Origin of the sequence: Pseudomonas sp. LD120 (assembly GCF_009861525.1) — a bacterium.
Lineage (GTDB): Bacteria > Pseudomonadota > Gammaproteobacteria > Pseudomonadales > Pseudomonadaceae > Aquipseudomonas.
In genome coordinates, this window is sequence record NZ_WVHL01000005.1 from 400,096 (window position 1) to 418,610 (window position 18,515).

Consider the following 18,515-nt stretch of genomic DNA (forward strand, 5'->3'; position numbering starts at 1 on the left):
CCGTCTTATTTGGCGGGGTTTTGCTTTTTTGTGCAGAAAAAATAGGAGTCAGCCAGGATCATGAGTACTGCACCATCCATCATCCTTACCCGCCTTGACGTGCAACGTCTGGAGCGCTTGATCGACAACCTGGACGACTCGCTGCCAGGCGTCATTGCACTGCAAACCGAGTTGGATCGTGCCGAAACGCTGGTGGGTCACGATGAAGTCCCGGCCGGTGTCGTAACCATGAACTCGCGTGTGCATTGCCGTGAAGAAAGCAGCGGCAAGGACTACCACCTGACTCTGGTGTATCCGCAGGATGCCAATGCCGACGAAGGCAAGATCTCGATTCTGGCGCCGGTGGGCAGTGCCCTGCTGGGCTTGCAGGTGGGGCAATTCATCGACTGGCCGGCACCAGGTGGCAAGACCCTCAAGCTGACCCTGCTGGAAGTGGAATACCAGCCCGAAGCCGCGGGCGACTTCCACCTTTGATCGACGGCTAGGCCTGCTCGAGCGCCTCGTTCAGTGCGCGCTCCAGGCTGGCTTTGTAGCGCAGATACACAATGCTCGTGCTTTGCACATCACCGAGCAGGCCGGACAGGTCGAGGTCGGTGATGTAGCAGCGATAGCGCTCCGGTTCGCGGCGCTGCTCGACGATCTCCTGGGCCACCGCGCTGAACAGTTGATCGCCATATTCCAGTTCGGAAAACTCCCGTTGATTGCAGTACAGCGAGACGTGCACTTGACCCGGTGTCGCCTTGGCGATGATCGCCTGCACGTCATAAAAGGCCTTGTCCACAGGCGTCAGCGGCGCTGGCCGTGCTTCGACCCGGCGTGCCCGACCGCTGCCCGAGGGCAAAATCTGCAAGTAGAGTGTGTCCAGAGGTTTCTCGGCTGAGCTGTCGTTCATCGGCAGCAACGCTTCACGGCGGTAGAGAATCGACTGCAGGAACCGCTGCAGTGGCACCAGCAGGCTTTGTTCGTCGTGATAGGGCAGCGTCTGCTGCCATAAGGCGTTGTGCTCATCGAGGACATACAACTCGGCCTGGCGCTCGATGATGCGGTAGAACACCTGGATGCAATCGGGTTGGCCCATCGGCAGGATCAGCGCCAGGTCATGATCCTCCAAGGCCATCGGGTCCAGGTGCAGGGGGCTGTAGCGCGTCTGTTCCTGTCCCAGGTACTCCAGCAGTGCGGCGGGGGTCGCCATGGCGCGGTGGCGAACCTGGCCGGTGCGCAGTTCGAGGACGTGATAGTGCTGCTGTACCTGGATCAGGTAACGGTAATTGAGCTGACTGAGCAGCAGGTGCTGCGCGGTCTCGAACAGCTCTTCCACCCGCCGGGCGATGAATTGCGCGCGGTTGTGGCAGAAGCAGCGGACCCGCAGGCGCGGTTGTGGGCTGTGGGGCAGATTGTTCAGGTAGTCCCGCAGGCAATCGAGCAGTGCATGCTCGCCGTCGAAACGGCCGACCATGACTTCATTCCAGCTATTGAGGATGACCTGATCCAGGGTCAATACCAGGTTTTCGCGCACGCCGGCGTAGCTCAAGGAGTCGGTGCGCTCGGTGGTCATGAGGATGTTCAAGTCGCGGTGGTGCTTGAGCGGGTCGACCCCGACGTTTACCAGGATCAACACCTCGCCGGGCACACTGGCGTGCAGTAAGCGTTCTTCACTGACGCTGGTCAGCGGCAGGGCCACGGTCTGTTGCAGGCTACCCAGCAGGTTGAACAGTTCGAACTCGCTCAGGTCGCTGCTGCCAGGGTGCAGGGCCAGGCGCGTGCTGCTATCGATCACGCCGTTGCGATGGCACCAGGTCAGCAGCTCCAACAGTTCGCGGCTGCGTTTGATCGGCGCGAAATGTTCCCACTCCAATGCGCTCAGGTTGCCGTTGTACAGCCCCCAGTAGTGCTGCCCCGGTTCTTTCTTGTTGGGCGATTGCACCAGGGTCAGGGTGTCTTCGGCCAGGTCCGGGGCGATGCCGGGATTGATGAACTCAATCTTGCCGGCCTTGCGTTCGAAGGCGGCGTACAGGCGTCGACCCAGCACATTCAGGTCGCGTTTGTTGATCAGGCTGGCGGCCTGAGCGGTACGGGCGAACTGGGTCAGGAAGCGATAGCTGTAGTTGAGCTCGTTGACCAGGGACCGGCGTTCACTGCCGACCTGGCGCACCTTCCACTGGCTGCGGGCGTCCAGCAGGGCCAGTTGCCGCTGATCCCAGCCCCATTCGCTGGCCAAACGCTCCAGCAGTGTGCGTTGCCAGTTCGGGCTGCGAGCGCCATTGCCGGTGGTGAGCTTGCGGTTGACCTTGAGGTACAGGCTACGGCGCACCAGCTCCAGGCGCTCCGGCTCACCCCGGGCCTTGAGGTACTCCTCGATGCGCCGATAGACCACGATGTACGGGTCCAGCTCGTCCAGGTTCAGGCGGTTGGCGAACACGGCGTGTTTGAAGCGCAGGCTCAGGCATTGCACCTTGGGGTGCTCGCTGGCATAGACCTCGATCAGCAACAGCTTGAGCACTGATTTGTAGGGCGACTCGATACCCTTGAACAACTGCCAGAGGCCGGCGCCGATAAATTCGCCAGGAGGAATACGCGCCATGTGCCCCAGGTCGAGGTGCTCCTCGGCGGATACAAAACGTTTGGACAGCAGCGTATGGATATAGCGCTCGTAGCGACTTTCTTCGTACACCGGCACCAGCCACCACAGTGGCGTGCGCCCTGCCAGCCAGATAGCGGTGCGGTAGAACTCGTCCAGCAGCAGGTAGTGTTGGGTGGTGCCGCAATCATCGGAGCTCAGTTGGGTGTCGCGTTCTCCGAGGACAAAGCGACTGGGATCGATCAGGAAGAAGTGCGCTTCTGCGCCTTGGCCGGCGGCCCAGGTTTCCAGCAGTTGGCACTTCTTCTGCAGCTCGGCCAGTTCATTTTCGCTCAGGTCCGGTGCGTGGCAGACCCAGACATCCATATCGCTTTGATCGGCCTGGGCCAGCGTGCCCAGGCTGCCCATGAGAAATAGCCCATGAATCGGCCGGGGCGGGTTGCCACGGCGAGCCTTATAGGAAAAGGAGCGGGTCAGGCGCTGGGCTTCGGTCAGGGCCTGTGAATCGGGTTCGTAGTTGGACAACCCCGCCGGCGTGGCGCCGGATACGTAGCCGGGCAGCAGCGGGTGATTGACGTGAAAGAACAGCGGCAGCAGGTTGAGCACCAGTTGCTGGCGCGCTGACAAACCCTCCATTGCCCGGGCCATGCGTCCTTGATTGAGGGTGAGAAAGCGCGCGCGCAGTTGACTGAGCACTTTGCGATCGATTCCTTCATCCAGATCGGGACGTATTTCATGGGTATGGGGCATTTCAAACGGAGCCCGAGCGTGACGGTTTTGAGATTGGCAGCAGTTTATCGTCAGATAAGTCTGAGCCTGAAACTGATTTTATTTTTGACGTCAGATTTCTAACGTATTGCAGGGAGGGTGCCTACGGAATCCGACAGACGGGAACCCCGCAGGCCGAGAAGCAATGCTCAGGCGGTTTCTTTGACGCTCAGGATAGTCAGCAGGCCTTGGGCGTGTTCGGCAGCATCCCGGCCCAGGCTGGTCAGGTAGCCTCCGTCGGGCAGGGTAATCAGTTCTTTGGCGAATAAGCGTTGCGCGGCGGCGATGGCGGAAGGGGCGGCAGTTTGATGAATTTTCAGGCCTTCCTGGGAGTTGTCCAGGTTGAAGAGTGCGAGGATTTCCAGTTCGGCAACCAACTCAGGGGTATACGACATAAGGACTCCAGACTTTCTAGGAATGAGAGGTCAGCGTTCTTAAGGTGACCGCAGAACTGCGGCATGTCCAGCGTTCGCTGAGGACTTTTACAACCCGCTGCAGCGGTGTTTGGCCGCAGGCCGATCGCAGTCTAGTCGGGCTGGGGCGCGCGGGCGGTATTGAGTGCCGGAGCGTTGCATGGCATTGCGCTCCGGCAGGCGCGGTTCACTGCTTCTCGGGAGGCAGTTCCGGCAGGGCGCGCAGTGCGGCTTCGTACCATTGGGTGTCGAAGGCACGGTCTTGTTCGAGGATGGCGTCGATTTCAATCGCCAGGACATGGGCCATCAAATTAAGAATCTCTTCCCGTTCGTAACCCACCAGCGTCAGCTTGTTGAGTGTGGCCTTGGCTGCTGGCGGGTTGCCACTTTCGATCTGGTTTTCGATCGCTTCGATCAGTGTGCTTTCGGCGAACTCTTCTTCGTCGGTATCGATATCGGTTGGCTCGCTCATGGCAGGCTCCTCAAGGAAAGGTCGCCAGTTTACTCGTATTCAGAAGCGAGGTGGCGCTGGTCAGAACGGGTTTAACCCTCTATAAACTGCCCCCACCCACCCCCCCTGCGCGGCCTGGAGGCTACGTGATGCTCAAGCTTTATGGTTTCTCTGTGAGTAACTACTACAACATGGTCAAGCTGGCGCTTATGGAAAAGGGTCTGGAGTTTGAGGAGGTGGCGTTTTACCCGTGGCAGAGCCCGCAAGGGCTAGAGATTAGTCCGCGTGGCAAGGTGCCTGTGTTGCAGGTCGAACAAGGTTTTATCCACGAAACCAGCGTGATTCTCGAATACCTGGAGCAAACCCGGACAGGCCCTGCGTTGTTGCCTGCCGAGCCTTTCCAGCGGGCTCAGGTGCTGGCGCTGGCCAGAGAGATCGAGTTGTACATCGAGCTGCCTGCGCGTACCTGCTATCCCGAGGCGTTCTTTGGCATGGCGGTCGCCGAAGCGATCAAGGCAAAAGCCCGGGACGAATTGTTGCAGGGGTTTGCCTCCCTGACCCGGCATGCGCACTTTGCCCCTTATGTGGCAGGTGACAGCCTGAGTGTGGCGGACCTGTATTTTCTTTATAGCGTGAGTCTTGCCCGGGCGGTGGGGCTGAAGCTGTTCGGGATCGACTTTCTGGACGCGGCTCCGGCGGCGAAAGCCTTGCTGGAGCGTCTTGAGCAACTGCCCAATGCCAAGCGCATCGAGGCCGATAAGGCGACGGCAATGCCGCAATTTTTGGCCATGATCGCGGCCAGGAAATAAGGCGCGTTCAAGCGCCTGCCGGCCCGCCCGCGTATGTTTGGCGGGGCGGGCGACAGGCCGGGGAATTAGCGGCTGGCGAGCAGTGCTTGACCGCGAATCACCGCTGCCCGGACCTGAGTCGGTGCGGTGCCGCCGATATGGTTGCGGGCATTCACCGAGCCTTCCAGGGTCAGCACGGCGAACACGTCCTGTTCGATCTGGTCGCTGAACTTGCGCAGTTCTTCCAGGCTCATTTCGGCCAGGTCCTTGCCGCTGTCCACGCCGTATTTCACGGCGTGGCCGACAATTTCGTGGCAGTCACGGAACGGCAGGCCGCGGCGCACCAGGTAGTCTGCGAGGTCGGTGGCGGTGGAGAAGCCGCGCAGTGCCGCTTCCCGCATGATGGCGTGCTTGGGCTTGATGGCCGGGATCATGTCGGCGAAAGCCCGCAGCGAGTCGCGCAGGGTGTCGGCGGCATCGAACAGCGGTTCCTTGTCTTCCTGGTTGTCCTTGTTGTAGGCCAGAGGCTGGCCTTTCATCAGGGTCAGCAGGCCCATCAATGCGCCAAACACCCGGCCGCTCTTGCCACGTACCAGTTCCGGTACGTCGGGGTTTTTCTTTTGCGGCATGATCGAGCTGCCGGTGCAGAAACGGTCCGGCAGATCGATGAACTGGAATTGCGCGCTGGTCCACAGCACCAGTTCTTCGGAGAAGCGCGACAGGTGCATCATCGCCACGCTGGCGGCGGCGCAGAATTCGATGGCGAAATCCCGGTCCGAAACACTGTCCAGGGAGTTGCCGCCAATGGCCTCGAAGCCCAGTAGCTGGCAAGTCAGTTCGCGATCGATCGGGTAGGTAGTACCGGCCAGCGCGGCGCTGCCCAGAGGCATGCGGTTGGTGCGTTTGCGGCAGTCCACCAGACGCTCGTAGTCACGGCTGAGCATCTCGAACCAGGCCAGCATGTGGTGGCCGAAGGTCACCGGCTGGGCGGTTTGCAGGTGGGTGAAGCCTGGCATGATGCTCTCGGCTTCACGCTCAGCCAGCTCCAGCAGGCCCTTTTGCAGGCGAGTGATCTCGCCCAGGATCAGGTCGATTTCATCCCGCAGCCAAAGGCGGATGTCGGTGGCCACCTGATCGTTGCGGCTGCGGCCGGTGTGCAGTTTTTTGCCGGTGATACCGATGCGGTCGGTCAGGCGTGCTTCGATGTTCATGTGCACATCTTCAAGGTCCACGCGCCAGTCAAAGCTGCCGGCTTCGATCTCGCCCTGGATGGTCTTCAGGCCATCGATGATGCTGTCGCGCTCGGCGTCGGTGAGCACGCCGACCTTGGCCAGCATCGTGGCGTGGGCAATGGAACCCATGATGTCGTGGCGATACAGGCGCTGGTCGAAAGTGACAGAGGCGGTGAAGCGGGCGACGAAGGCGTCGACGGGCTCACTGAAGCGGCCGCCCCAGGACTGATTGGTCTTGTCAGTGCTCATGAATTCGCTCGTGATCTGCTGAAGGAAGATGGCGTAAAAACAGGGGGCGATAATAACAGGGTTGCCTGGGCTGTCGCTGGCCCTGGTCGGCAGCTTTTTTCTCGAGGCCGCGATCGGGATGGCTTGGCGCGTTGAGAGTGACGCGCGCTCGATTGAAAGTGCGTCGGGCACGGATACGCCTTGGGTGTGCAACGTGATATCGATCAAACGATATTTTCCGATTGAGCAATATCGTCTTGGCAACCGTCTACAGTTGGACAGGAGGACCGGCACAATTGCGTAACAGCCCTTGCGTGTTCGCGGTGGCTGGTTCATCGAATTCACGCCGCGCAGGTCCAGGTACCCCGTCCACAAACGAGACGGGTATGGATGGAGTGGACGTCGGTCACCATAACGAGGGGCAGTGTGTTGAATACCCATATTCCCGGCACCGTCGTCGCGTCTCCACCGACCTTGGGCGGTATCAGGCAGGTACGGGTAAATATTGGTGCCCGACTTGCGGCACTTTTTGGCCTTCGCACTAGTCTTAGCGTGGATCGCGGTGACGGACGTCACTCCACCTGTCTACGCTATCCTTGTGCGAGACTCACGCAGGAATCCAGCGCAATATGAATGTCCTGATCGTTGATGACGAACCCCTAGCCCGCGAGCGCCTGAGCCGTATGGTCAGTGAGCTTGAGGGATACAGTGTCCTGGAGCCCAGCGCCACCCATGGCGAAGAGGCATTGAGCTTTATCGACAGCCTGAAGCCGGACATCGTCTTGCTCGATGTGCGCATGCCGGGCCTTGACGGGCTGCAGGTCGCCGGCAAGTTATGCGAGCGCGAGGCGCCGCCGGCGCTGGTGTTTTGTGCTGCCCCAGACGAGTTTGCCCTTGAGGCGTTCAATGCCAGTGGCGTTGTTCATCTGGTCAAGCCCGTGCGTCCTGAGCTGCTGCTGGATGCGCTTAAAAAGGCTGAACGCCCCAATCGCGTGCAGTTGGCGGCACTGACTCGGCCGGCGGCGGAGAGTGGCAACGGTCCGCGCAGCCACATCAGTGCCCGTACCCGTAAGGGCATTGAGCTGATTCCGTTGGCGCAGGTGGTGTACTTCATCGCTGACCACAAATACGTGACCTTGCGTCATGAGGGAGGCGAGGTGCTGCTGGATGAGCCGTTGAAGGCCTTGGAAGATGAGTTCGGTGAGCGTTTTGTGCGCATTCATCGCAACGCGCTGGTGGCTCGCGAGCGTATCGAACGCTTGCAGCGTACGCCGCTTGGGCATTTCCAGCTGTACCTCAAGGGCCTGAATGGCGATGCGTTGATTGTCAGCCGGCGGCATGTGGCGGGCGTGCGCAAGATGATGCAGCAGCTCTAGGCCGGTATGTCAGGCGCGCAATGGGGGACGCCCGGCATCGGGAGGGCGCCGCGTTTCTGATACAAGTCAAAGCTGCTTTGGCTGAGCTGTTATTATCTGCCGTATCTATTCAGTACGGATTGATCCATGTCCTCTCGCGAAATCCGCATCGCTACCCGCAAAAGTGCTCTGGCCTTGTGGCAGGCCGAATACGTCAAAGCCCGTCTGCAAGAGGCCCATTCGGGCCTCGTCGTGACCCTGGTGCCCATGGTCAGTCGCGGCGATAAACTGCTGGACTCGCCCCTGTCGAAGATCGGCGGCAAGGGCCTGTTCGTTAAAGAACTGGAGACCGCGCTGCTGGAAAACCAGGCCGACATCGCCGTGCACTCGATGAAAGACGTGCCCATGGACTTCCCCGAAGGCCTGGGCCTGTTTTGCATCTGCGAGCGCGAAGATCCGCGTGATGCTTTCGTCTCCAACACCTTCGCCAGCCTCGACGACTTGCCCCAGGGCAGTGTGGTGGGTACCTCCAGCCTGCGTCGCCAGGCTCAGTTGCTGACACGTCGGCCCGACCTGCAGATCCGCTTTCTGCGGGGCAACGTCAACACCCGCCTGGCCAAGCTGGATGCCGGTGAATACGACGCGATCATCCTTGCGGCCGCCGGCCTGATCCGCTTGGGTTTCGAAGATCGCATCCGTTCTTCGATCAGTGTCGATGACAGCTTGCCTGCCGGTGGCCAGGGCGCCGTCGGTATTGAATGCCGCAGTGCCGACACTGAAATTCACGCACTGCTGGCACCTCTGCATCACGCCGACACCGCCAGCCGAGTCACTGCCGAACGTGCACTGAACAAGCACCTGAACGGTGGATGCCAGGTGCCGATCGCCTGCTACGCGGTGCTTGAAGGTGAACAGATCTGGCTGCGCGGCCTGGTGGGCGAGCCCAGCGGCGGCCGGCTACTCAGCGCCCAAGTCCGTGGCCCTCGAGCCCGTGCCACCGAGTTGGGTGTGCAAGTGGCGGACGACCTGCTGGCCCAAGGCGCCGGTGAGATCTTGCGCGCGGTCTATGGCGAGGCAGGCGCAGAGTGATCGGTTGGCGCCTGCTGTTGACCCGGCCGACCGAGGATTGCGCCGCCCTGGCAGCGACCTTGGCCGAGTCCGGCGTCTTCAGCAGCAGCCTGCCGCTGCTGGACATTCAGCCCGTGCCCGTCACAGATGCGCAGCGGGCGACCCTGCGCGAACTGGATCGTTTCTGCGCGCTAATTGTCGTCAGCAAACCTGCTGCGCACCTCGGCCTGGATTTACTGCGTCAGTATTGGCCGCAGCCGCCGGATCAGTGCTGGTTCAGCGTCGGCGCTGCTACCGGACAGATCCTTGCGGATGCAGGGCTGAGGATGTTCTATCCGCAGCAGGGCGATGACAGCGAAGCCTTGCTTGAACTTCCCCAATTGCGCGAGGCTATTGCGCGGCCTGAGCCACGGGTGCTGATCGTGCGTGGCGAAGGCGGGCGAGAACTGCTCTCTGAGCGTTTGCGCAATCAAGGTGCTAGTGTCGAATACTTGGAACTGTATCGCCGTTGCCTGCCGCATTACCCCGAGGATGCGCTGTTTCAGCGGATTCAGGTGGAACGCTTGAACGGGCTGGTGGTCAGCAGTGGACAGGGTTTTAGCCATTTGCGGCAGCTGGCGGGTTCCGCCTGGTTGCAGTTGGCGCGGATGCCGTTGTTTGTTCCAAGTCCCCGGGTCGCTGACATGGCGCGTGCCGCCGGGGCGGAAAAAGTTGTGGATTGTCGTGGCGCCAGTGCCGCGGCTTTGCTAACGGCGTTACGGGAGCATCCCGTGCCCGTTCTCTAATGCAAAGGATGGATACGTGAGCGAAACAGCCTTGCCTAAAGATGAAGCCCAGGCGGTGCCCGAAGCGCCGACTGAACCCACGACCCCAACCGGTGAACGTCGTGGTAACGGATTGGCGATACTGGCCCTGCTGTTGGGGGCGGCGGGTGTTGCCGCCGGCGGTTGGGGGATCTGGCAGGTGCGCAGCCTGCAAGCCAACCATCAGCAGCAACTGAGTCAGTTGCAGGCGCTGGTGGATCAGTCCCAGAACTTCAAGCTCAGTGAGCAACGCCTGAGTGCTCGTCTGGAGCAGCTTCCCGCTGCCGATGAACTGGAAGACCGGCGGCGTCTGGTGGCCCAACTGCAAAGTGATCAGCAGCGTCTGAGTCAGCGCCTGGAAACCGTGCTTGGTGCCAGTCGCAAGGACTGGCGGCTGGCGGAGGCTGAGCATCTGCTGCGTTTGGCCAGCCTGCGCTTGTCGGCGCTGCAGGACATCAGCAGCGCCCAGGCCCTGGTCCAGGGGGCCGACGATATCTTGCGGGAACAGCATGATCCGGGCTCCTTCGCCGCCCGCGAACAGTTGGCCAAGAGCCTGGCGGCTCTGCGCAGCACCGAACAGCCCGATCGCACCGGCCTGTTTCTGCAGTTGGGGGCCTTGCGCGATCAGGTGCTAGAGCTCAGTGCCGTGGCTCCGGAATACAAAGACCGTGGCGAACCCTTGCTGGGCTTGACCGCTGATGGCGATGGCGCCAGTCGCTGGGCGCAGTGGTGGGAACAGATCTCTCGCTACTTCCGCATCGACTTCAATGCCGACAAGAACGTGCGTCCTTTGCTGGCCGGTCAGGGACTGGTCCAGGTGCGTCTGGCGCTCAGTCTCGCTCTGGAGCAGGCGCAATGGGCGGCTTTGAACGGCCAGGCAGCGGTTTATGCCCAGGCACTCAACGAAGCCCGCGATGTGCTGATCGGCAACTTCAATCAGGACAATCCGCAAAGCAAGGTCATGCTCGAGCGTCTGAACGAGCTGAGCCAGCAACCCGTGACAGTGGTTACGCCGGATCTGGCCAAGACCCTGAGTACGGTCCAAGCCTACCTGGAGCGGCGCAATCTGAATGTTGAAGAGTCAGTCAAGCCCCTGGCCAAGCCTGCGGTGAGTCCGGCCCAGGAGACAGCCCCATGAAGCGCGTCTATGTGATTGTTCTACTGGTCATCGCAGCCATAGGCTTGTTGGGACTGGCAATCGCCGAGCACGCCGGGTACGTACTGATCGCTTATAGCAATTTCCGTTACGAGTCGAGCCTGTGGGCGACCCTGGCCCTGGTGGCACTGATCTGGCTGGTGATCTGGGGCGGCAAGCTGTTGATCGAGCTGGTGATGGTGTCGGGGGGGGTGGTCAATCCCTGGTCGCGACGCAATCGCAGTCGCCGGGTGCAGATCGCCATCGAGCAGGGACAAATGGACCTGGCTGAAGGTCGCTGGGCTAGCGCACAGAAGCACCTGCATCGTGCCGCCGAGGCCGAGCGTCAACCGCTGCTGTACTACCTCGGCGCGGCCCGAGCGGCCAATGAACAGGGGCACTATGAAGAGTGCGATCGCTTGCTGGAGCGAGCACTGACCCGCCAGCCCCAAGCCGAATTGGCCGTAGCCCTGAGTCATGCCCAATTACAGACCGATCGCGGTGATACCGAAGGCGCGCTGAGTACCTTGCAAGCCATGCATGAGCGCCATCCCCACAGCGTTCAGGTGCTGCGTCAATTGCAGCGCCTGCATCAACAGCGTGGCGATTGGTCGGCATTGATTCGCTTGCTGCCTGAGTTGCGCAAGGACAAGGCGCTGCCTGCCAGCGAACTGCAGGAATTGGAGCGGCGTGCCTGGGGTGAGAACCTGACGCTGGCCGCGCGTCGTGAAGAGGATCAAGTGGCGGGTTTGCAGTCCCTCAATCGAGCGTGGCAGCAACTGACATCGGCGCAACGCCAGGAACCACAACTGGTGTTGGCTTACGCCGAGCAATTGCGTCAACTCGGCGCCTCGGCCGAAGCAGAAGAAGCGTTGCGCACGGCTCTCAAGCGCAAGTACGAGAGCCATCTGGCGCGGCTTTACGGGCTGGTGCGTGGCAGTGACCCATCGCGTCAACTACAGACCGCCGAGCATTGGCTGAAGGAGCATGCGGATGATCCGAGTCTGTTGCTGACCTTGGGCCGGCTGTGCCTGCAGAACAGCTTGTGGGGCAAGGCCCGAGACTATCTGGAAAGCAGCCTGCGTCTGCAGCGTAACCCCGAAGCGTGTGCGGAACTGGCGCGCTTGTTGGCTCAACTGGGGGATACCGAGCGCAGTAACCACCTGTTCCAGGAAGGCCTGGGTCTGTTGGATGAACGTCTGTTGGCTTCACCGCTGCCGGTTCCGGCCCGCGTCTGAAGCAGCATCGGGGCCGGTTGCCTGTTTCAGGCAACCGGTTTTTTCGTGCCCTGGTTTTTGGCTCAAGCGCTAGGCGTGGTCGATACTCTGCGACATAGCGCGTCTTGAAAGGCGCGAGCGCTTTCTCTACCGTGGCTGCTTGTTTCTTGCGTTACGGATATCTCATGTCGCTGGCCGGCTCTCGCTTGCTGTTCTCCCTGGTGTTCCTGGCAGGGGCCTTGGCCTCGTGGGCTGCGTACAGCCTGCAATCCGGCGGCAGCCTGGAGTCCTGCCCGCTGTGGGGGGTGCAACGCCTGCTGTTGCTGTTGTTCGGCAGCGTCAATCTGCTGGCTGTGGTGCAGGGGCCTGGGCGCGTTGGGCGGGCGTTCTATTGGGGGCTGAACCTGTTACTGGGTCTGCTGGGGGTCATCACCGCCGGGCGCCATGTACTGCTGCAGAACATTCCTTCCGAGCAGCTCCTGGCTTGCCTGCCGGACATGCCCTTCATGCTGCGCAACTTGTCCTGGTGGCAAGCGCTGCAATTGACCTTCATGGGCACCTCGGACTGCGCCGAGGTCACCTGGACCTTGCTCGACATGAGCCTGCCGGAGTGGAGCCTGCTGTTTTTCGTGATCATGTTGATCTTCAGTGGCTATCGTCTGGCGCGTTTGTTCCGGGCTGCCAGGCCGGCTGCTGCATTGCCTTGAATCACCATTTGGTTAGGGGCTGCGGATTAAACGCTTGTATGAACTTTATCTCCTGCGTACCTTGATGCTGTTGTCGAGCGGGCATAATCTGGCCCGCACGCGTCACTGGAATTATGTTGCTCGATGCTGTTGCGCCTGACCGGATCCAGAGTCTCCAAAGGGGGGCGGCGGGTAAGCGGCATGACCCATAAGGGAAGAGAGATCGCCATGCTCGAAAGTTGTCAGAATGCTCAGGAACGCTGGGGTGGAGTGCATCTGCTGATCGACCGTTGGTTGCAGGAGCGTCACGAACTGGTTCGAGCCTATGATGCGCTGGGCGCGGAGCCCGAGGCGCTGAGTCAGAGCAAGAAATCACTGCAGGAGTTCTGCGGGATCTTGGTGGATTACGTTTCCGCCGGCCACTTTGAAATCTACGAACAACTGACCAGCGAAGCCAAAGCCTTTGGCGACAAGCGTGGGCTTGAGCTGGCCGAAACCCTGTATCCGCGTATCGACGTGATTACCGAGAAGCTGCTGGCATTCAATGACCTGTGTGATGCCGGTCAGTGTGTCGCGCAGAAGTTCAAGGAGTTGGGCGGTCTGTTGCATGAGCGTTTCGAGTTGGAAGACTGCTTGATCGAAGTGCTGCACAACGCACACAAGCAGGACGTTGTCGCTCAGGCCTGACAGCGGGTTTGGGTGACACAGGAACGGTACGCCTTGGCGTACCGTTTTTCGTTTCTGGCGCTTAGCCGGCGACGCCCAGTAGCTCGATTTCGAACACCAGTGGGGTATAAGGCGCGATCAGGTTGCCGGCGCCTTCGGTGCCGTAGGCCTGAGCCGACGGAATCACCAGGCGCCACTTGGCTCCGGCGGGCATCTGCGCCAGTGCCGTGCGCCAGCCGGCGATCACGCTGTCCAGGCGAAACCATTGCGGCTGTTCTGATTGATCGAACACAGTGCCGTCGGGCAGGTGCCCGGTGTAGCGCACCTGGACCGAACCGTTGAGACCGGCGGTGTTGCCGGTGCCGGGCGCCAGCTCGGTCAACAGAATGCCGTCGGCCAGTTGGCGAACGCCGGGCCTGGCTTTTTCCTGGTCGAGAAAGCGCCGTTCATTTCCCAGGGCCGTTTCAATTTGCGATGTGTTCGACTGTTCGCTGATTTGCGCCTCGTGCTGGACGAGGATCTGCTCGATGCGCTCGTTCTTGAGTGCCAGAGGCTTGCCTTGATACGCGTCTTTCAGACCTTCCACCAAGGCCTGGATCTGCAGATCGGGTACCTCGTCGCGCAGCCTCTCGCCGAGGCTTGCGCCCAAGCTGTAGGCAAGGTCGTGAGCGTCGTTGGGCTGAGGTTTGGCAATGGCTTGAGCCAGTGGCAAGAACAGGCTCAAGGATAAAAGCAGGTAACGCGACATGGGCACTCTCCGGCCTGAGTAGCGATGGATTATGCCAGCGACAAAGCGCTCGTTGGTGAGCAACTTCGATGGTCCTCAAGAACATTTTCAATCGGCTGCAACGCCGGGCTTTCGATACTGTCAACATGCCCTAGCGGCGGTAACAGCAGAGGTCTAGTATGAGCCGCAACTCACGTCAGCCAGGAGGTAACCCATGTCGGCCAATAAGAAGCCTGTAAACACTCCGTTGCACTTGCTCCAACAGTTGTCGGGCAGCTTGCTCGAACATTTGGAAAACGCTTGTTCCCAAGCCTTGGCTGATGCTGAAAAGTTGCTCGCCAAGCTGGAAAAACAACGGGGTAAAGCGCAGGAAAAACTGCACAAGTCGCGCACTAAATTGCAGGACGCTGCGGCGGCCGGCAAGGCCAAGGCGCAAGCCAAAGCCAAGACCGCGGTGAAAGAGCTCGAAGACTTGCTGGACGCGCTCAAAGAGCGTCAGGCACAAACCCGTAGCTACATTCTGCAGCTCAAGCGCGACGCCCAGGAGAGCCTGAAACTGGCCCAGGGCGTGGGTCGTGTGAAAGAGGCGGTGACCCAGGCGTTGAGCGCACGCGATGCCAAGCCTGCTGCTGTTGCGACGAAGAAGCCTGTGGCCAAGGCACCTGCCAAATCCGCCGCCAAGCCAGCGACTAAACCTGCCGCGAAAACCCCAGCGCTCGCCAGCGCCGCCAAGCCTGCTGCCAAACCCGCGGTGCGCAAACCCGCCGCGGCTAAGCCTGCCGCCAAACCGGCGACGGCCAAACCTGTTGCCGCCAAGACTGCTGTTGCCAAGCCAGCGGCCAAACCTGTTGCCGCCAAGACTGCTGCTGCCAAGCCAGCGGCCAAACCAGTTGCCGCCAAAACAGGGGCCGCTAAACCTGCTGCGAGCAAAGCTGCGGTCAAGCCCGCTGTAGCAAAAGCCCCGGCAAAAGTTGCGGCCAAGCCTGCTGCCAAACCCGCAGTAGCAGCTAAGCCTGCGGCATCGTCGGCGGCGAAACCTGCTGCTGCCAAGCCTGCGGCGAAGCCCGCTGCAAAACCGGCCGCCAAGCCTGCCGCGAAAAAGCCAGCGGCCGCCAAGCCTGCGACTCCAGCGGTCAAGCCTGCGGCTCCGGCGCCGACGGCCTCTCCCGCTGCGGCTGCAAGCACACCCGCCGCTACGCCTGCACCGGTAGCTGCCGGCACGCCTTCCAGCGCTTCTTAAGCGCCGGTTGCCGCGACGCGCAGCACCTGCAGTGCGTCGTGGCCTAGGTCGGCGGCTTCGGCCGCCAGTCCTTCCAGCCAATCATCCAGACTGTCTACCTGAGCGCCGGGCCAGTCCCGTGCCTGTTCTTGCAAGCGCAGCAGCAGTTGTCGTTCGGCTTCCAGTTCCAGGGTTTTGACCTGCTCGCGCAAGGCCGCCAGTTCGGTGTCGTCGTTCGCTGCCGCACGCCAGCCCGTTCGCAGGGCTCGCAGGGGCCGAATCACCTCTCGATGCCAGGGGGCTGCCAGTGTTTGCAGCTGTTGCAGGCGCGACTGATTACAGTCGACTCCCCGTTGACCCAGCCAGGCCCCACACAGCAACAGGCAGACGTTGGCGCCCTCGTCCTGCAACTGCAGGCAAGCCGCCTGCACGCCAGGAAGGGCATAGGTATTCAGGGAAAAATTCCATAGGTCAGGGGACATAGTGCTACTCGCGCCAGTTGCGAGCGAAGCTGGTAGACTCCGCCGCCATTATGATTCGACTTCAGAACCTGACTTTACAGCGTGGCCCGCAACGTCTGCTAGAAGACGCCGAGCTGACCCTGCACGCCGGCCAGAAAGCCGGCCTGATCGGTGCCAACGGCGCCGGCAAATCCAGCCTGTTCGCCTTGCTGCGCGGAGAGTTGCACCCGGATTCGGGTGACTGCTTCCTGCCTGCCGATTGGCGCATTGCCCACATGCGTCAGGAGGTCGATACCCTCGAACGCCTGGCGGTGGACTATGTGCTTGATGGCGACCTGCGCCTGCGCCAGGTGCAACGCGACCTGGCCGCCGCGGAAGCGGCCCACGACGGCGCCGCACAAGCCCGCCTGCATGCCGAACTGGACAGCGCCGACGGCTACACCGCTGACGCCCGGGCACGCAAGCTGCTGGCCGGCCTGGGTTTTACCAACGAGCAGATGGACCGCCAGGTCGGCGACTTCTCCGGGGGCTGGCGGATGCGCCTGAACCTGGCCCAGGCGCTGATGTGCCCGTCGGACTTGCTGCTGCTTGACGAACCCACCAACCACTTGGACCTCGATGCCATTATCTGGCTCGAAGACTGGCTCAAGGGTTATCCCGGCACCTTGCTGTTGATCTCCCACGACCGGGATTTCCTCGATGCCGTGGTGGATCACGTGGCCCACGTGGACCAGCGCAAGATCACCCTCTATCGCGGCGGTTACAGCGCCTTCGAGCGCGCCCGTGCCGAGCGTCTGGCCCAGCAACAGCAAGCCTACGAGAAGCAGCAGGCGCAGCGCGCGCACATGGAAAGCTACATCGCCCGCTTCAAGGCCCAGGCCACCAAGGCCCGCCAGGCCCAGAGCCGGATCAAGGCCCTGGAGCGCATGGAAGAGTTGTCGGCGGCCCACGTCGATTCGCCGTTCGACTTCACTTTCCGCGAGTCGACGAAAATCTCCAGCCCGCTGATCGACCTCTCCGATGCCCGCTTGGGTTATGGCGAGCGTACCGTGCTGGAAAAGGTCAAATTGCAACTGACGCCGGGCGCGCGGATCGGCCTGCTGGGGCCCAACGGCGCCGGCAAGTCGACCCTGATCAAGAACCTCTCCGGTGAGCTGCAGCCGTTGTCCGGACGCCTGACCCGGGGCGAGAACACCGTGGTGGGCTACTTCGCCCAGCACCAGCTAGATTCCCTGGACGCCAAGGCCAGCCCCTTGCTGCACCTGCAGCGGCTGGCGCCCAGCGAGCGCGAGCAGACCCTGCGCGACTTCCTCGGCGGCTTTGACTTTCGCGGCGCACGCATCGACGAGCCGGTGTTGAACTTCTCCGGTGGCGAGAAGGCTCGCCTGGCCCTGGCGCTGATCGCCTGGGAGCGGCCGAACCTGTTGCTGCTCGACGAACCGACCAACCACCTGGACCTGGAGATGCGCCTGGCCCTGACCATGGCCCTGCAAGAGTTCAGCGGCGCGGTGCTGGTGGTTTCTCACGATCGTCATTTGCTCAAGAGCACCACCGACAACTTCTTTCTGGTAGCGGACGGCAAGGTCGAAGAGTTCGACGGCGATCTGGATGACTACACCCGTTGGCTGGTGGACTACCGCCAGCGCAATGCCCCGGTCAGCAGTACCCCGGCGAACCCGGACAAGACCGACAAGAAAGCCCAGCGCCAGGCCGCGGCTGCTTTGCGTCAGCAGTTGGCACCGCACAAGCGCGAGGCCGACAAGTTGGAAGCCGAACTGGGCAAGGTCCATGAGCGCCTGGCCAAGATCGAGACCAGCCTGGGCGACAGCGGCCTTTACGAAGCGGCGCGCAAGGACGAGCTGCGGGACCTGTTGGCTGAGCAAGCCAGGCTCAAGACCCGCGAGTCCGAACTGGAAGAGGCCTGGATGGAAGCCCTGGAACGGCTGGAGAGCCTGCAGGCGGAACTTGAGGCGTTGTCCTGATGGAGGCGCTGCAACTGCTTTTGCAGGCGCAGTGGATCGGCCCGCTATGGGTTGGCGTGCAAATCCTGTTGATTCTGTTGGCGGGCTACCTGGCCCAGCGTTTTGTCGCCCGTAGCCTGACCCGCCTGGGTGAGCGTTATCCGTTTCCACCGCAATTGCTAATGCCCCTGCGCGGCGGCCTGCGCTGGTTGATCATGGGCAGTGCGGTGATCGTCGTTCTGGAGCGCCTGGGGGTTTCCGCCACCGTGCTGTGGACGGCGCTGTCCGGCTTCGTCGCGGTGGCGGCGGTGGCCTTCTTCGCCATGTGGAGCGTGCTTTCGAACCTGCTGTGCGCCATCCTGATTTTCACGGTCGGCCCCTTCCGCCTGGGGGACGTGGTGGAGTTGGTGGACACCGTCGACAAGCCTGGCGTCAAAGGCCGGGTGGTGGCGATCAACCTGCTGTACACCACCCTCATCGAGTCCGAAGAGGCCGGTACGGGCGGCGCCATGGTGCAAGTGCCCAACAGCTTGTTCTTCCAGCGCTCGGTACGCCGCTGGCGCGGCACGGATGTGCTGCCTGCGGGTCCAGACGAGAAATAGCCCCTCCCGTATGCCTATAGCCGCTGCCGAGCCTCGGCGAGGCTGTGATAAGGCCTCCACGACCTCGCTGACGATCCCTCGCAGAACCGCGGGCCCCTGCGTCCCTGAGGGCCGGTTGCAGCCTGTGGCAGTGGCCTTACATGACTTGCCGATGAAA

The 18,515-nt window shown here is 61.7% G+C and carries 18 protein-coding genes and 1 pseudogene; 13 read left to right on the forward strand and 6 right to left on the reverse strand.

Features of this window, described 5'->3' with window-relative positions; genetic code table 11:
• Nucleotides 1-60: 60 nt before the first annotated feature.
• The gene (gene rnk / locus PLD_RS16135; protein ID WP_159894378.1) at nt 61-474 is read left to right on the forward strand and encodes a nucleoside diphosphate kinase regulator; all 414 of its coding nucleotides are present in this window, start codon (nt 61-63) and stop codon (nt 472-474) included.
• Nucleotides 475-481: 7 nt separating this feature from the next.
• Here the strand turns inward: rnk and PLD_RS16140 are convergent, their stop codons facing one another.
• From PLD_RS16140 to PLD_RS16150, 3 genes are all read right to left on the reverse strand, one after another.
• On the reverse strand, nt 482-3,328 hold the full coding sequence (locus tag PLD_RS16140; RefSeq protein WP_159894380.1) for a class I adenylate cyclase: 2,847 nt from the start codon (nt 3,326-3,328) through the stop codon (nt 482-484).
• A gap of 167 nt (nt 3,329-3,495) precedes the next feature.
• Nucleotides 3,496-3,741: a TIGR02647 family protein gene (locus PLD_RS16145; protein WP_159894382.1), complete on the reverse strand. Its 246-nt coding sequence runs from the start codon at nt 3,739-3,741 to the stop codon at nt 3,496-3,498.
• 205 nt (nt 3,742-3,946) lie between these two features.
• Nucleotides 3,947-4,231: a hypothetical protein gene (locus PLD_RS16150; protein WP_159894384.1), complete on the reverse strand. Its 285-nt coding sequence runs from the start codon at nt 4,229-4,231 to the stop codon at nt 3,947-3,949.
• 128 nt (nt 4,232-4,359) lie between these two features.
• Here PLD_RS16150 and PLD_RS16155 point away from each other — a divergent pair, with 128 nt between their 5' ends.
• On the forward strand, nt 4,360-5,019 hold the full coding sequence (locus PLD_RS16155) for a glutathione S-transferase family protein (protein ID WP_159894386.1): 660 nt from the start codon (nt 4,360-4,362) through the stop codon (nt 5,017-5,019).
• Nucleotides 5,020-5,084: 65 nt separating this feature from the next.
• On the opposite strand, the gene argH is transcribed toward PLD_RS16155, so the two are convergent.
• Nucleotides 5,085-6,479 carry an argininosuccinate lyase gene (argH, locus tag PLD_RS16160; protein ID WP_159894388.1) on the reverse strand — a complete coding sequence of 465 codons (1,395 nt, stop codon included), beginning with the start codon at nt 6,477-6,479 and terminating at the stop codon, nt 5,085-5,087.
• 474 nt (nt 6,480-6,953) lie between these two features.
• On the opposite strand from argH, the pseudogene PLD_RS16165 reads away from it, so the two are divergent.
• From PLD_RS16165 to rsd, 8 genes and pseudogenes are all read left to right on the forward strand, one after another.
• A pseudogene (locus tag PLD_RS16165) lies at nt 6,954-7,091 on the forward strand (sensor histidine kinase); the annotation flags it as partial.
• Entirely contained in the window at nt 7,088-7,834 is a 747-nt protein-coding gene (locus tag PLD_RS16170) for a LytTR family DNA-binding domain-containing protein (RefSeq protein WP_159894390.1), read from the forward strand. The pseudogene PLD_RS16165 and the gene PLD_RS16170, both read left to right, overlap by 4 nt.
• 126 nt (nt 7,835-7,960) lie before the next feature.
• Nucleotides 7,961-8,902, forward strand: coding sequence for a hydroxymethylbilane synthase (gene hemC / locus PLD_RS16175; RefSeq protein ID WP_159894392.1), 942 nt, complete (start codon nt 7,961-7,963; stop codon nt 8,900-8,902).
• Nucleotides 8,899-9,666 (forward strand): uroporphyrinogen-III synthase, encoded by a 768-nt coding sequence (locus PLD_RS16180; RefSeq protein WP_159894394.1) that lies wholly within the window; start codon nt 8,899-8,901, stop codon nt 9,664-9,666. The genes hemC and PLD_RS16180 overlap by 4 nt, the downstream gene beginning before the upstream one ends.
• Before the next feature lie 16 nt (nt 9,667-9,682).
• A complete protein-coding gene (locus tag PLD_RS16185; protein WP_159894396.1) occupies nt 9,683-10,822 on the forward strand; it encodes a uroporphyrinogen-III C-methyltransferase in 1,140 nt (379 codons plus the stop codon).
• Entirely contained in the window at nt 10,819-12,057 is a 1,239-nt protein-coding gene (locus PLD_RS16190) for a heme biosynthesis protein HemY (protein WP_159894398.1), read from the forward strand. The genes PLD_RS16185 and PLD_RS16190 overlap by 4 nt, the downstream gene beginning before the upstream one ends.
• 164 nt (nt 12,058-12,221) lie before the next feature.
• A complete protein-coding gene (locus tag PLD_RS16195; protein WP_159894400.1) occupies nt 12,222-12,743 on the forward strand; it encodes a disulfide bond formation protein B in 522 nt (173 codons plus the stop codon).
• 207 nt (nt 12,744-12,950) lie between these two features.
• Nucleotides 12,951-13,409, forward strand: a complete 459-nt coding sequence (gene rsd, locus PLD_RS16200; protein ID WP_159894402.1) for a sigma D regulator — start codon at nt 12,951-12,953, stop codon at nt 13,407-13,409.
• Between the two features lie 61 nt (nt 13,410-13,470).
• Here rsd and PLD_RS16205 read toward each other — a convergent pair whose 3' ends face one another.
• A complete protein-coding gene (locus tag PLD_RS16205; RefSeq protein WP_159894404.1) occupies nt 13,471-14,136 on the reverse strand; it encodes an FKBP-type peptidyl-prolyl cis-trans isomerase in 666 nt (221 codons plus the stop codon).
• Nucleotides 14,137-14,329: 193 nt separating this feature from the next.
• Between PLD_RS16205 and PLD_RS16210 the strand changes: the two genes are divergently transcribed.
• Nucleotides 14,330-15,355 (forward strand): AlgP family protein, encoded by a 1,026-nt coding sequence (locus PLD_RS16210; protein ID WP_159894406.1) that lies wholly within the window; start codon nt 14,330-14,332, stop codon nt 15,353-15,355.
• Here the strand turns inward: PLD_RS16210 and PLD_RS16215 are convergent.
• Nucleotides 15,352-15,816, reverse strand: coding sequence for a TIGR02444 family protein (locus PLD_RS16215; RefSeq protein ID WP_159894408.1), 465 nt, complete (start codon nt 15,814-15,816; stop codon nt 15,352-15,354). The genes PLD_RS16210 and PLD_RS16215 overlap by 4 nt on opposite strands.
• A 50-nt stretch (nt 15,817-15,866) precedes the next feature.
• Here PLD_RS16215 and PLD_RS16220 point away from each other — a divergent pair, with 50 nt between their 5' ends.
• Together PLD_RS16220 and PLD_RS16225 are read left to right on the forward strand one after the other, a co-directional pair.
• A complete protein-coding gene (locus PLD_RS16220) occupies nt 15,867-17,777 on the forward strand; it encodes an ATP-binding cassette domain-containing protein (RefSeq protein WP_159894410.1) in 1,911 nt (636 codons plus the stop codon).
• On the forward strand, nt 17,777-18,358 hold the full coding sequence (locus PLD_RS16225; protein ID WP_159894412.1) for a mechanosensitive ion channel family protein: 582 nt from the start codon (nt 17,777-17,779) through the stop codon (nt 18,356-18,358). Before PLD_RS16220 ends, PLD_RS16225 begins: the two co-directional genes overlap by 1 nt.
• Nucleotides 18,359-18,515 lie beyond the last annotated feature (157 nt).

Excerpts from the sequence above, each read along its gene's own strand:
- rsd (WP_159894402.1), top strand. The coding sequence starts at position 12,951 with ATGCTCGAAAGTTGTCAGAATGCTCAGGAACGCTGGGGTGGAGTGCAT.
- PLD_RS16205 (WP_159894404.1), bottom strand. The coding sequence starts at position 14,136 with ATGTCGCGTTACCTGCTTTTATCCTTGAGCCTGTTCTTGCCACTGGCT.
- PLD_RS16195 (WP_159894400.1), top strand. The coding sequence starts at position 12,222 with ATGTCGCTGGCCGGCTCTCGCTTGCTGTTCTCCCTGGTGTTCCTGGCA.
- PLD_RS16190 (WP_159894398.1), top strand. The coding sequence starts at position 10,819 with ATGAAGCGCGTCTATGTGATTGTTCTACTGGTCATCGCAGCCATAGGC.
- PLD_RS16225 (WP_159894412.1), top strand. The coding sequence starts at position 17,777 with ATGGAGGCGCTGCAACTGCTTTTGCAGGCGCAGTGGATCGGCCCGCTA.
- PLD_RS16145 (WP_159894382.1), bottom strand. The coding sequence starts at position 3,741 with ATGTCGTATACCCCTGAGTTGGTTGCCGAACTGGAAATCCTCGCACTC.
- rnk (WP_159894378.1), top strand. The coding sequence starts at position 61 with ATGAGTACTGCACCATCCATCATCCTTACCCGCCTTGACGTGCAACGT.
- PLD_RS16220 (WP_159894410.1), top strand. The coding sequence starts at position 15,867 with ATGATTCGACTTCAGAACCTGACTTTACAGCGTGGCCCGCAACGTCTG.
- hemC (WP_159894392.1), top strand. The coding sequence starts at position 7,961 with ATGTCCTCTCGCGAAATCCGCATCGCTACCCGCAAAAGTGCTCTGGCC.
- PLD_RS16155 (WP_159894386.1), top strand. The coding sequence starts at position 4,360 with ATGCTCAAGCTTTATGGTTTCTCTGTGAGTAACTACTACAACATGGTC.
- PLD_RS16150 (WP_159894384.1), bottom strand. The coding sequence starts at position 4,231 with ATGAGCGAGCCAACCGATATCGATACCGACGAAGAAGAGTTCGCCGAA.
- PLD_RS16210 (WP_159894406.1), top strand. The coding sequence starts at position 14,330 with ATGTCGGCCAATAAGAAGCCTGTAAACACTCCGTTGCACTTGCTCCAA.
- PLD_RS16140 (WP_159894380.1), bottom strand. The coding sequence starts at position 3,328 with ATGCCCCATACCCATGAAATACGTCCCGATCTGGATGAAGGAATCGAT.
- PLD_RS16170 (WP_159894390.1), top strand. The coding sequence starts at position 7,088 with ATGAATGTCCTGATCGTTGATGACGAACCCCTAGCCCGCGAGCGCCTG.
- PLD_RS16215 (WP_159894408.1), bottom strand. The coding sequence starts at position 15,816 with ATGTCCCCTGACCTATGGAATTTTTCCCTGAATACCTATGCCCTTCCT.
- argH (WP_159894388.1), bottom strand. The coding sequence starts at position 6,479 with ATGAGCACTGACAAGACCAATCAGTCCTGGGGCGGCCGCTTCAGTGAG.